Annotated in this window: 13 protein-coding genes; all 13 read right to left on the bottom strand. The window is 44.5% G+C overall.

What is annotated here, in order from left to right:
• Positions 1–8 precede the first annotated feature (8 nt).
• The 13 genes from AB6811_RS03750 to rplO all read right to left on the bottom strand — a co-directional run bounded on the left by AB6811_RS03750 (position 9) and on the right by rplO (position 12,652).
• Complete coding sequence (locus tag AB6811_RS03750; RefSeq protein WP_369489112.1) at positions 9–3,341, bottom strand: ligand-binding sensor domain-containing protein; 3,333 nt, start codon at positions 3,339–3,341, stop codon at positions 9–11.
• A 24-nt stretch (positions 3,342–3,365) separates the two neighbouring features.
• A complete protein-coding gene (locus AB6811_RS03745) occupies positions 3,366–5,255 on the bottom strand; it encodes a menaquinone biosynthesis decarboxylase (RefSeq protein ID WP_369489111.1) in 1,890 nt (629 codons plus the stop codon).
• 81 nt (positions 5,256–5,336) lie between these two features.
• Positions 5,337–6,629 carry a phosphopyruvate hydratase gene (gene eno / locus AB6811_RS03740; protein ID WP_369489110.1) on the bottom strand — a complete coding sequence of 431 codons (1,293 nt, stop codon included), beginning with the start codon at positions 6,627–6,629 and terminating at the stop codon, positions 5,337–5,339.
• 85 nt (positions 6,630–6,714) lie between these two features.
• Entirely contained in the window at positions 6,715–7,239 is a 525-nt protein-coding gene (rplQ, locus tag AB6811_RS03735) for a 50S ribosomal protein L17 (RefSeq protein WP_369489109.1), read from the bottom strand.
• A gap of 5 nt (positions 7,240–7,244) precedes the next feature.
• Positions 7,245–8,237 carry a DNA-directed RNA polymerase subunit alpha gene (locus AB6811_RS03730; protein WP_369489108.1) on the bottom strand — a complete coding sequence of 331 codons (993 nt, stop codon included), beginning with the start codon at positions 8,235–8,237 and terminating at the stop codon, positions 7,245–7,247.
• 15 nt (positions 8,238–8,252) lie between these two features.
• The gene (gene rpsD, locus AB6811_RS03725) at positions 8,253–8,861 is read right to left on the bottom strand and encodes a 30S ribosomal protein S4 (protein ID WP_369489107.1); all 609 of its coding nucleotides are present in this window, start codon (positions 8,859–8,861) and stop codon (positions 8,253–8,255) included.
• Positions 8,862–8,895: 34 nt separating this feature from the next.
• Entirely contained in the window at positions 8,896–9,282 is a 387-nt protein-coding gene (gene rpsK / locus AB6811_RS03720) for a 30S ribosomal protein S11 (protein ID WP_369489106.1), read from the bottom strand.
• Positions 9,283–9,292: 10 nt separating this feature from the next.
• Positions 9,293–9,670, bottom strand: coding sequence for a 30S ribosomal protein S13 (gene rpsM, locus AB6811_RS03715; protein WP_369489105.1), 378 nt, complete (start codon positions 9,668–9,670; stop codon positions 9,293–9,295).
• A gap of 37 nt (positions 9,671–9,707) precedes the next feature.
• Positions 9,708–9,824: a type B 50S ribosomal protein L36 gene (gene ykgO, locus AB6811_RS03710; RefSeq protein ID WP_369489104.1), complete on the bottom strand. Its 117-nt coding sequence runs from the start codon at positions 9,822–9,824 to the stop codon at positions 9,708–9,710.
• 19 nt (positions 9,825–9,843) lie between these two features.
• On the bottom strand, positions 9,844–10,062 hold the full coding sequence (gene infA, locus AB6811_RS03705) for a translation initiation factor IF-1 (protein WP_369489103.1): 219 nt from the start codon (positions 10,060–10,062) through the stop codon (positions 9,844–9,846).
• Between the two features lie 14 nt (positions 10,063–10,076).
• Complete coding sequence (gene map / locus AB6811_RS03700) at positions 10,077–10,853, bottom strand: type I methionyl aminopeptidase (protein WP_369489102.1); 777 nt, start codon at positions 10,851–10,853, stop codon at positions 10,077–10,079.
• A 29-nt stretch (positions 10,854–10,882) separates the two neighbouring features.
• Complete coding sequence (gene secY / locus AB6811_RS03695) at positions 10,883–12,199, bottom strand: preprotein translocase subunit SecY (protein ID WP_369489101.1); 1,317 nt, start codon at positions 12,197–12,199, stop codon at positions 10,883–10,885.
• A 6-nt stretch (positions 12,200–12,205) separates the two neighbouring features.
• The gene (rplO, locus tag AB6811_RS03690; protein ID WP_369489100.1) at positions 12,206–12,652 is read right to left on the bottom strand and encodes a 50S ribosomal protein L15; all 447 of its coding nucleotides are present in this window, start codon (positions 12,650–12,652) and stop codon (positions 12,206–12,208) included.
• Between the last annotated feature and the right edge of the window lies 1 nt (position 12,653).

The raw sequence follows: 12,653 nt of genomic DNA, 5'->3' as shown, positions 1-12,653 counted from the left end.
AAACAATACTAGAACATACAGCTTAGCTCTGGTTTAATACCTATAATTAGCATATCGTCAACCTGCTCAAGGTTACCCATCCAATCGTTAATAGTTTTTTCAATAATAGTCCTTTGCAATTCGATAGGCTTCATATAGTTACTCAAAAGAAGGTGTCTAAACCTGCGGTATTTGAACTTCTTACCCTCCGGGCCTCCAAACTGATCGACAATTCCATCGGTAAACATGTAAATTGTGTCGTTTGGTTGGATTGGAATGAAGTAGCTGCTGAACTGACTATGTCCTAGCTCATTTGCCATACCCACGGAGTACCTGTCGCCCTTGATCTCCATTAGCTTTCCATCGCGAACCAGGAAAAGGTTTGAAAAGGCGCCAGCAAACTGCAACATGTTATACTCCTTGTCGATAACACAAAACGACACATCCATACCATCCTTAACCTTTATTCCCTCAGTAGTTTCAAGATTACTGGTAGCAAATGTGTTATGAATGGCCACGCTAAGCCTGTTAAGTATTTCGGCAGCATCGTCAACGCCTTCAACGTTGGTGATATTTCTAAGCAGCTCAATACCGATGATTGACATGAACGCACCGGGAACGCCGTGACCTGTACAGTCGACCACAGCAATAAAGGTTTTGTTACGGGTCTCGTTCACCCAGTAGAAATCACCGCTAACAATATCCTTAGGTTTAAAAATCACAAACGACTCAGGTACATATTCCTTAAATCGGCTAATGGAGGGAAGCATCGATTCCTGAATACGTTTTGCGTAGTTAATACTATCGGTGATATTCTTATTCTTAAAGGCCAGCTCGTCCTTCTGCAACCTAAGTTCCTCAAGCACAGTTTCACGTTCATTGAGTAAACGGTTAATTTCACGCAAATGCTTATTTCTACGAATGGCCCATACCAAGAGAGAAATTAGTACAATAACCCCATAAATCCACTTGGCAATCCGCGAACGCCACCAAGGTGCAACAGCACGAATCCTTAGCGATTTATATTCTGTAGTCCAAACCTGATCGCTATTGGAACCCATAATTCTTAGCTCGTAGTCGCCTTCAGAAAGGTTTGAAAAAGTAATTTTGTTAGTATTTCCCAGCTCAACCCAACGGCTATCGTGACCAACAAGCTGATAGCGGTACGAATTTTTGTTGGGTTGAACAAAATCAAGGGCTGCAATTGTGAAGGTTAGGTTGCTAAAATCATCAGGAATTTTTAGATAATTTAGCTGATACGGGATAATTTCGGTATTACCCGACTTACTGTACACCTGAATATAAGTAATACAAACATTTGGAGCAACCTTATTGGTAGGAATTGAATCGGGATGGAATACGTTAACACCGTCGATACTCCCAAAGTACATCCTCCCTTTACTATTCTTAAACGATGCGTTTATGTTTAGCTCATTGCTAAAAAGCCCATCGGAGTTATTGAACACCTTAACCAAATTGGAAAGAGGATTATACAGAACCAATCCCTTATTGGTGCTAATCCAGAATCGACCACGATCATCCTCCAGAATATCGTTTATAAGCCTGATTTTAACATCGGGTAGTACAACCGAATGCAAAACATTTTTCCCTTTTGGGTTAATCCAGAATAAACCGCTGGTAGTACCAACCCAAACCGTTTCGTTCCTGGCAATGTAAAGGCAAAGCACTTCGAAAGGCAACGTACTTTTATTGCCATTGAATGAAAATTTTTCAATGGTTCTCAAATCGGCTGAAATTCGGCAAAGTCCTGAAATTGTTGCCACCCAAACATTAGCATTTTTGTCGGCAACCACATCGTAAACCTCATTTCCCGGTAACGAAAGGGAATCACCCCTTCTGGCATAGAAACTTATGAGATTTCCACCTTTCAAGCAATGCAATCCCTGCCGGGTGGCAAACCAAACTCTATCCTGTAAATCCTCAGTAATGGAGTAAACCCTGTTGTTCTTAAACAGATCGCCCACATACACATTGTTCCTCTCAAAAAAGTCGACAAACTGCCTCGATGAAGGAAGATATTGAAAAACCCCATTGCGTGTGCCTACAAGTACCCTACCATCGCGTGTTTGGTAAAGGGAATGAATAAAATCATTAGGAATGTAGTTGCCACCTCCCGACCAGTAGTGTCGGTTTTCACCAGTAGTGGGGCTGAAGATATGCAAACCGCTACCCCATGTTCCAACCCAGATATTACCGTCAGTGTTTTCAAGTACCGATGCAACAACGTTATTTGAGAAAAGATTCCGCCCGTTTGGATCCTTACTATACCCACCAATACGGTGCTCAAAGGGGTTTACCTTAACCAACCCGGTTTGCGAACCAATCCACAGTACTCCCGTCCTATCGCGAAGCACCGTTGATACATTTAAAATATTTACCGGTAAATTGTTGCTATAAATACTATTGTTCTTAATAAATGTACCGTTTGGAAGTAATTTACCCAATCCTCCCACGCTCCCAACCCAAAGGGAGGAATCGTTATCATAACCCAGGAACTGAATTCCAGTAGTCAACGATTTGTTGGAAGGGTCGTTAAGTGTAAGGATTACTCTGCGAAATTTCTGCGTACGAAAGTCAAACTCATTTATCCCCTTATCGGTACCAATTAGCAATTTCCCGTTTAAACCCTCAGTAATTGCATTAACCCTATTACCCCAAATGGAATTTGGATTAGCTGGATCTTCGGAGTACCTTTTAAAAACTAGACGCTCTTTATCGAAATAGAATAGTCCGTCCTTTGTGCCAACCCAAAGTCGTTCGTTTGAATCCTCAAAAATCGGCGACAAATCGGATGTTTGTGATATGTTAAAAATATCGTTGAAATGCGGGAATCGGGTAAAATCGTTGGTTGTTGGGTTGTATAAATGTAAGGCATCAATGGTTTTTACCCAAATCCTATTACTCCGGTCGCGGTACACCCTAAGTATCATATTGGACGACAGCGACCTTGGGTTATTTGCTTGATTGTAGTAAACCTTAACCTTTCCTGTTTTTCGGTTAAACCTATTAAGCCCACTACGGGTTGCTATCCAAAGTTCACCATTTACACCCTCAACCAAATGATTTACGTAGTTATTGGAGAGCGAAAGGCTATCGTAGGGGTTGTTGTTAAAAACCACAAAATCGTAACCATCGTAACGGCATAAACCATCCTGGGTGCCTATCCACAGGAAGCCTAAGGAGTCCTGAATTAAAGCATTTACAAACGATTGGGGCAAACCATTATCGGAGTTAAACAGGGTAACATTTACCCTTTGAGCAAAAACCGAAGATGTTGCAGCTAGCAAAAGAGCTGCAACGCAACTAGGCAGTAATTTTTTATCTAATCTAGACAACCCCATGGTTTAGGCTAAGGTACAAAAAAGTTATTGAATTCGCATTACTGCATCATCGGTTTGGTTCAGATTAAAGAACTTAAGCGATGGCGATTCAATGAATTCACCTATATCGAGCCAATGCCACATTTGATCAACCCTTTCAATGGTTTCGCCATCCATGGTAACAATGTTCGGCCAAAGCCTTGGAAAGTTATCGGTAGGATAGGCCTTTCGAGTCCCATCAATCAAAATCAAGTTACTTCCGTTAACCCGTGTAATTGATAAATCGCGTGAGGGATCGATATTGCCCGACAAAAACCAGAGCACCAGCGAAAGGTCATCAATTTGATTTTCCAAATCAACAAGAACTAAAGCAAACAAATCCTGAAAGATAGGCTGTAATGTGAGCTCCTGCTTAAAAAGCTGCCAATCCTCTATCTCCTTTTTCCTTACCGAGGCTATTAGAATAGGTATGTCCTTTTCAATAAGTGTCAGGTTTAAGGCAACTATATGATTTGAAAATGCTAGGGTACTTGATTTAATATCATCGATATTAATATTGAAACCAGTTTCTCTATAATTAAGCGCAGTAGCATCGATAAACAGCTTGCTACCAAAAGCAAACTGATTTGATGAATGGTCAAGCACATCCAGTGGGCCTTTCCCGAAAAACAAGTCGAATTGAGGGTTTACAGTCCTACATATATGGTTAAGCATTTGGTAACCATCGGTAAGATTGATGTTATTTGGGAAAGCAACAAGCACCTTGTTGAACATCATTTGTCCTGCACCCCAAAGTGCGTTCATTACACGGTAAGCCTGTCCCTGAAACTCATCCTTTATTTTAACCAGGGCAATGTTATGGGCAACCCCTTCGGTAGGCAATACCATATCGGTTAACTCAGGCAGGAGGGTTCGGCGTATTGGTTCAAGAAAGATACGTTCGGTTGCCTTGGCTATATAAGCATCTTCCATCGGGGGAACCCCAACTATGGTGGCCGGGTAAACGGCATCGGCGCGATGGGTAATGCAGGTCACCTTGAAGCGTGGGTACCAATCGGCCAGGGAGTAAAAACCGGTGTGATCGCCAAAAGGGCCCTCCCATGCTGGTTCCTCGGAAGGATCGACATAGCCTTCAATTACAAAGTCAACATCCTCGGGTACTTCAATATCAACCGTTAGGCACTTAACCAGCCTTACCCGTTTTTTACGTAAAAAACCGGCAAGAATGTACTCATCCACATTCTCAGGCATTGGGGCGGTAGCAGCATAGGTATAGGCCGGATCGCCACCAAGAGTGACTGCAATAGGCATTAGCTTGCCTAAGCCCTTATACTCCTCAAAATGCTTAGCGCCAGTTTTATGCTTGTGCCAGTGCATGCCTGTATGTGAGGAGTCGAAAATTTGCATACGGTACATCCCAACATTCCGAGTTCCAGTATTGGGATCAACGGTGTGTACCATGGGTAGGGTGATAAACTTACCCCCATCGTGTGGCCAGCATTTAAGAACGGGCAGCATGTCAAGATGGGGGTTGTAATGAACAACCTGCTGGCAAATGCCCTTACCGGTCCGGCTTGCTGGCATCCACGATGCCACCCGGGTAAGTTCGGGTAATGCCGAGATTTTAGACCAAAGGCTACCTCTTGGCCGTGTAAACTGTTCAAGCAGCCTACCCACATCGTCGCGCAATGCCTCCAAGTTATTGGTTCCAAGAGCCAGGCATATTCTTCTCTCGGAACCCAAGGCATTGGTAAGCACGGGAAAATTGGTGCCAGTATTCTCAAATAGAAGAGCTTTCCCTCCACCAGGTAGCTTTGAATGCCTATCGGTAATTTCGGTTATTTCCAGAACGGGATCAACAAAACGTTTCACCCTCAGTAGTTCACCGTTTTGCTCGAGAACATCAATAAAATGACTAAGCGACTTGTAGGCCATGCCGGAACTATTTAGCCCCTAAAAATAAAAAAAGGCTTCAGATAATACTTCCGAAGCCTTTGAAAAGTTACAAAAACCGAACTATTTTTTGATGTACTTGAAGTTCTTACCTGGGTAAATAGCTGCATCGCCAAGCATTTCCTCAATACGTATAAGCTGGTTATACTTAGCAATCCTATCGGAACGGGAAGCAGACCCGGTTTTGATAAGACCAGTGTTTAAGGCCACAGCCAGGTGGGCAATGGTAGTATCCTCGGTTTCGCCTGAGCGGTGGCTCATGATTGAGGTCATGGAGTGAACGTCGGCTAAACGAACGGCATTGATTGTCTCTGTCAATGTACCAATCTGGTTAACCTTGATTAGGATACTGTTGGTAACTCCCATATTGATACCCTTTTGCAAACGATCTACGTTGGTTACAAATAGGTCGTCGCCAACCAGCTGTATGCGGTTACCAAGAGCTTGGGTCATTAGCTTCCAGCCATCCCAGTCGTCCTCGGCCATACCATCCTCAATGGAAATGATTGGGTACTTGTCAACCCAGTTCTTCCAGTAATCAACCATTTGAGCAGGGGTTAGCTTCTCGCCAGTTGATTTATGCAGGTGGTAAACCTTTTCCTCGGGCAGGTAGTACTCGGACGAAGCGGGGTCGAGAGCGATGTAAATATCCTCGCCTGGGCGGTATCCGGCATTTTCAATGGCCTGAAGGATAACGGTGATAGCCTCTTCGTTCGATTTCAGGTTAGGAGCAAAACCTCCTTCATCGCCAACGTTGGTTGAGTATCCAAGCTTTTTGAGAACTGATTTTAGGTTGTGGAAAACCTCAGCGCCCATACGGATAGCCTCAGCAAAGGAGTTGGCACCAACGGGCATAATCATAAACTCCTGGAAGTCGATACTATTATCGGCGTGCGAACCTCCGTTTAGGATGTTCATCATGGGAATAGGAAGGGTACGAGCATTAACGCCACCCACGTAACGGTAAAGGGGTTGATTGGTAAGCTGAGCTGCGGCATGGGCAACAGCTAGTGAAACACCAAGAATTGCATTGGCACCAAGGTTACCCTTATTGGGAGTGCCATCGAGCTTAATCATGGTTTCGTCGATAAGCTGCTGGTCAAGAACATTCATACCAACAATCTCATCGGCTATAATTGTGTTCACATTGTTAACCGCCTTAAGCACGCCCTTGCCAAGGTAACGACCCTTGTCGCCATCGCGAAGCTCAACGGCCTCATGAACTCCGGTTGAAGCACCACTTGGAACAGCAGCACGGCCAAAGTATCCACTCTCAGTAATCACATCCACCTCAACGGTTGGATTGCCCCTGGAATCGAGAATCTCACGGGCATGAACGCTTACAATTTGTCCCATAGTTTGTTGTAGTTTTAAGTAAAGTTAGATAAAAAAAGGGATTAAGCTAAAAGCTCATCCCTAAATCAGTATTGTTAAGCTGGTGTTACTCAGCCTTTTCGTCAGTTGAAGTAGCATTTTCGCTATCCTGATTTTCCGATTTTGGTTCTTCAGCAACTACGTTAGCGCTACCGGTTTCAGCCTTTTTAGCTTTTGAGCCAGCCCTACGGGTTTTCTTGGCTGCGGGCTTAGCTGTTTCCTTAACGTAAGTTGTGTTATAATCAACCAACTCTATAATACACATATCGGCAGCGTCCCCAATACGGGTACCGGTTTTAAGAATACGGGTATAACCGCCGGGGCGATCGCCAATTTTCTGAGCCACCTCACGGAAAAGTTCAGTTACTGCCTGCTTGTTTTGAAGATGACTGAAAACTACACGGCGCTGATGTGTAGAATCGTCCTTGCTCCGGGTAATCAGTGGCTCAACATAAGAGCGTAAAGCTTTAGCTTTTGCTACAGTAGTGGTGATACGCTTGTGCAGTATCAACGACGATGCCATATTCGATAGCATTGCCTTACGGTGAGCGCTCTTACGGCCTAAATGGTTAAATTTTTTGTTATGTCTCATCGTAATTAATCCTTATCCAATTTATACTTTGATACATCCATGCCAAACGAGAGGTTCAGGCTATCGAGCAAGTCCTCAAGTTCGGTGAGCGATTTTTTACCGAAGTTACGGAACTTGAGTAGGTCGTTCTTGTTGTAACGAACCAGCTCGCCAAGGGTTTCCACATCGGCAGCCTTGAGGCAGTTCAATGCGCGAACTGACAGGTCAAGGTCAACCAGCTTTTGCTTCAGCAGCTGGCGCATGTGGAGGATTTCCTCATCGAATTCTTCAGTTTCAAACTTATCCTCGGTCTCCAGGGTAATCTTTTCATCGGAGAACAGCATGAAGTGGTAAATCAGAATCTTAGCAGCCTCCTTCAGCGCATCCTTCGGATGAATAGAGCCATCGGTACTGATCTCGATGATAAGCTTTTCGTAGTCGGTTTTCTGCTCTACGCGGTAGTTTTCAATCGAGTACTTAACATTACGGATAGGAGTGTGAATGGAGTCAATGGGTATGATGCCAAACTCAGCATCTTCAGGCTTGTTTTCCTCAGCGGGAACATATCCCCTACCCTTGCTGATGTTAACCTCAATCTCAATCTTAACATCAGGCTCCATGCGACAGATAACCAGTTCAGGGTTAAGCACCTTGAATCCTGAAAGGAAGTTGGACAGGTAGCCAGCCTTAAACTCGTTCTGCCCCGTAATTGTTATGGTAACCTTCTCGTTGTCAACACCGTCAACTATTCGTTTAAAGCGAACCTGCTTCAGGTTGAGAACTATCTCGGTTACGTCTTCCATTACACCGGGTATAGTTGAAAACTCGTGGTCAACGCCACGTATTTTAATCCAGGTAATGGCATAACCTTCGAGCGAAGATAGCAGAATACGCCTTAACGCATTTCCCACCGTGATACCATAGCCTGGCTCAAGAGGACGAAACTCGAACTTACCGAAGTTATCGGTAGATTCAAGCATGATAACCTTATCGGGTTTTTGGAATGCCAGTATTGCCATATGGTACAGGTTTTATTACTTAGAGTAAAGTTCAACAATTAATTGCTCCTTGATATTCTCAGGTATTTCCGAACGCTCAGGTACGTTCATGAATTTGCCTTCCATTTTATCGTTATTCCACTCCAGCCATGAGTACTTGATGTGACGGTTGGACTGAAGGGAATCGGTAATAGCTTCGAGTGTTTTTGAGCGTTCACGAACGCCAACAACATCACCGGGACGTAACCTGAATGAGGGTACGTTTACAACCTTACCGTTTACAACTATGTGCTTATGTAACACAAACTGACGGGCAGCTGCACGTGAAGGAGCAATGCCCAAACGGTATACAACGTTATCGAGACGCGACTCGAGCAGCTGAAGCAGAATTTCACCGGTGATACCCTTGCTACGAGCAGCTTGCTTAAATAGGTTAGCAAACTGACGCTCAAGTAGGCCATAGGTGTACTTAGCTTTTTGTTTCTCGAGCAGCTGGGTTCCGTACTCCGAAACCTTTTTGCGCTTCTTCATTAAGCCGTGAACCCCGGGAGGATAGTTCTTCTTCTCGAAGTACTTATCCGGCCCATAGATGGGCTCTCCGAATTTACGGGCAATCTTGGTTGTTGGTCCAGTATATCTTGCCATTATTTTGTAATTTTATTGATTCGTACTAAAATGGTTATACCCTACGACGTTTAGGAGGGCGGCAGCCATTGTGTGGTAGTGGAGTAACATCAACAATCTCAGTTACCTCAATACCGGTAGAGTTGATGGTACGGATAGCCGATTCACGGCCGGCGCCGGGTCCTTTTACAAACACTTTTACCTTCCTTAAGCCCATATCGTAGGCTACTTTAGCACAATCGGCTGCTGCAGTTTGACCTGCATACGGAGTATTCTTCTTTGAACCCTTGAAACCCATCTTACCAGCCGACGACCAGGAAATAACCTGACCGGTGCTGTTGGTCATTGTAACAATGATATTGTTAAACGATGAATGAATATGGGCTTGTCCTACCGGATCAACCTTAACTACTTTTTTCTTAGTTGCTGTTTTCTTTGCCATAGCTTAATTACTATTTAGTAGCCTTCTTCTTGTTGGCAACAGTTTTTCTCTTTCCTTTACGTGTACGAGCGTTATTCTTGGTTGATTGACCTCTCACAGGTAAACCAAGACGATGACGAATACCTCTGTAGCAACCAATATCCATCAAGCGCTTAATGCTGAGCTGAACCATGGAACGCAGTTCACCTTCAACCTTGTACCCTTCGTTCAGGATGTTACGGATGGCTGTTACATTATCATCGGTCCAATCGGCTACTTTGGTATCGTAGCTTATTCCGGCTTTGTCCAGAATCTTACGGGCGCTGCTGCGGCCAATACCATAAATATAGGTAAGGGCTACCTCGCCTCTCTTGTTTTTCGGCAAATCTACACCTACTATACGTGCCATATTTTCACTTAATAATTAGTGTGCAAAATTAAACAAATTATCCTTGACGTTGCTTGAACTTAGGATTTTTTTTGTTAATCACATACAAGCGTCCCTTACGACGAACTATCTTGCACTCGTCGCTGCGCTTCTTTACTGATGCTCTTACTTTCATTGTATTGAAATTTTTTGGTTTACTTGTACCTAAAAGTAATACGTCCTTTAGTTAAATCGTAAGGCGACATTTCAACCCTCACCTTATCGCCGGGTAAAATTTTGATGTAATGCATACGCATTTTACCGGAGATGTGGGCGGTAATAACATGTCCGTTATCGAGCTCTACCCTGAACATGGCGTTCGATAGGGCCTCAATAATAGTTCCGTCTTTCTCAATTGCAGTTTGCTTGGACATTCGCTCTTAAAAATTTAACTTAAACGTAAAACTTCATCAATATACTTGAAAGTTGAAAGCCTTTCGGCTTTATCCTTTCGAACAACAACGGCCAACTCAAAGTGCGCCGAGGGTTTACCGTCGCGGGTACGGATGGTCCATCCATCCAGATCCTGGTAAACGTGCTTTGAGCCAAGGTTAATCATTGGCTCAATGCAGATTGCCATTCCATCGACAAGCTTAGGCCCACGGCCTCGTGCTCCGTAGTTAGGGACTTCGGGTTTTTCATGCATATGGCGGCCTATGCCATGTCCCACCAATTCGCGGACTACAGAGTAACCGTTCGATTCGGCATGCGATTGCACGGCGTAGGATATATCGCCAACCCTGCCACCGGCTACTGCAGCCTCAATGCCTAGCTCAAGGCATTCGCGGGTAACCTTTAACAGCCGCTGCACTTCGGGCTTAACCTCGCCCACCGAAAAGGTGAAGGCGGAATCGCCATAAAACCCGTGCAAGAAGGTCCCGCAATCGACCGATACTATGTCGCCCTCGCGGAGCTCATACGACGATGGAATGCCATGCACCACTGCATCGTTGACCGAAATGCAAAGCGTTGCTGGGTAGCCATTATACCCCAAAAAACCCGGAACAGCCCCATGAGCCCTGATGAACTCCTCGGCTATTGAGTCGAGCTTTTGGGTGGTTACCCCTGGCTTAATATGTTTTGCCACCTCGGCTAATGTGCGCGATACCAGATCGTTGTTTAGCCTTAGCAGCTCAACTTCCTCGTCGGTTTTAGCTAAAAACATTATAAAGAACGTTTGGCAAAATTGCCCTATTACATACCGGAACGGCCCTTCAGCCTTCCCGATTTCATTAATCCATCGTAATGACGCATCAGCAGGTGACTCTCAATCTGCTGTAGTGTATCAAGAACTACACCTACTAAGATTAACAACGAGGTTCCGCCAAAGAACTGGGCAAACTGGTTGTTAACTCCCAGCTTAATGGCAAATGCAGGAAGAATAGCTATAATAGCTAAGAAGATTGAACCGGGTAGAGTGATTTTCGACATGATGGAGTCGAGATACTCAACGGTTTTCTTTCCGGGTTTTACTCCGGGAATAAAACCTCCGTTCTTCTTCATATCCTCAGCCATCTGGTTGGGATTGATAATAATAGCGGTATAGAAATAGGTGAATACTATGATCAGCAATCCAAAGGTGAAGTTGTATAGGAATCCGGTGTAGCTAAAAGCGGCAGCAATGCCAGCAGTAGCATCAAAGCGGGCAAACAGCATGGGGATAAACATCAGAGCCTGAGCAAAAATGATTGGCATTACACCGGCAGCGTTTACCTTAAGGGGTATGTACTGGCGAACACCACCATACTGTTTATTTCCTACAATTCGTTTGGCATACTGCACAGGTATTTTACGTGTACCCTGAATAAGCAGGATTGAGAACATGAATACTGCAAATAGTATAACGAGCTCTAATAGGAGCAGAACCAATCCACCACCAAGTTCTTCGGCCTTTGAGAATAGTTCTGCAACAAAGGCAAAGGGTAAGCGGGCAATAATACCAATCATGATGATTAGCGATATACCGTTACCAATACCCTTATCGGTGATCTTCTCACCCAGCCACATGATGAACATAGTTCCACCAATCATGGTGACAGTGGCTGTAATGGTGAACCAGAACTCACTTAACAGGAACGCTCCCTGTGGAAGCTGAACGTAAAGGTTGGTTATGTAAGCTGGACCCTGGAATAGCAGGATACCTACTGTAAGTACTCGGGTAATCTGGTTAAGCTTATTTCTACCACTCTCGCCTTCTTTCTGTAACCTCTGGAAGTAGGGTACAGCAATTCCTAAAAGCTGAACCACGATAGATGCTGAGATGTAGGGCATAATACCCAACGCAAAAATGGAAGCATTAGCAAAGGCACCACCCGAAAACATGTCGAGGAGGCCCATGATACCTTCCTTGGTTTGCTCTTGCAGAGCGCCAAGCTGCGATGGGTCAAGACCCGGTAATACTATAAAGCTACCAAGTCGATAAATCAGCAGAATACCAAGAGTATAGAGAATCCGCTTGCGCAGATCCTCTATCTTGTATATATTCTTGAGGGTTTCGAAAAAGGCTTTCATTATTCACTATAGTTTTACTGCGGTTCCGTTAGCTGCTTCAATTGCTTCAATTGCTTTCTTTGAGAAAGCGTGGGCTTTAACCTCAAGCTTAGCGCTGAGAGTACCCTTGGCAAGAATTTTAACCATATCGTTGCGCGACACTAAACCGGCATTGATAAGGGTATCAATATCGATAGTGGTATAGCCGTGCTTTTCGGCAAGGGCTTGCAACACTTCAAGGTTAATGGGCTTGTACTCAACGCGGAATGGGTTTTTAAAGCCAAACTTTGGTAGACGACGCTGTATAGGCATCTGGCCACCCTCAAAGCCAAACTTGCGGGAGTAACCTGAGCGTGACTTGGCACCCTTGTGACCACGAGTGGCAGTGCCTCCATGTCCTGACCCCTCACCACGGGCAATACGTTTCCTGTTGTGGGTAGAACCTTCAGCGGGTTTTAGTTTATCTAGTTTCATG

Origin of the sequence: Tenuifilum sp. 4138str, assembly GCF_041102575.1 — a bacterium.
GTDB classification, from domain to species: Bacteria; Bacteroidota; Bacteroidia; order Bacteroidales; family Tenuifilaceae; genus Tenuifilum; species Tenuifilum osseticum.
This window is presented reverse-complemented; position numbering and strand designations above follow the sequence as displayed.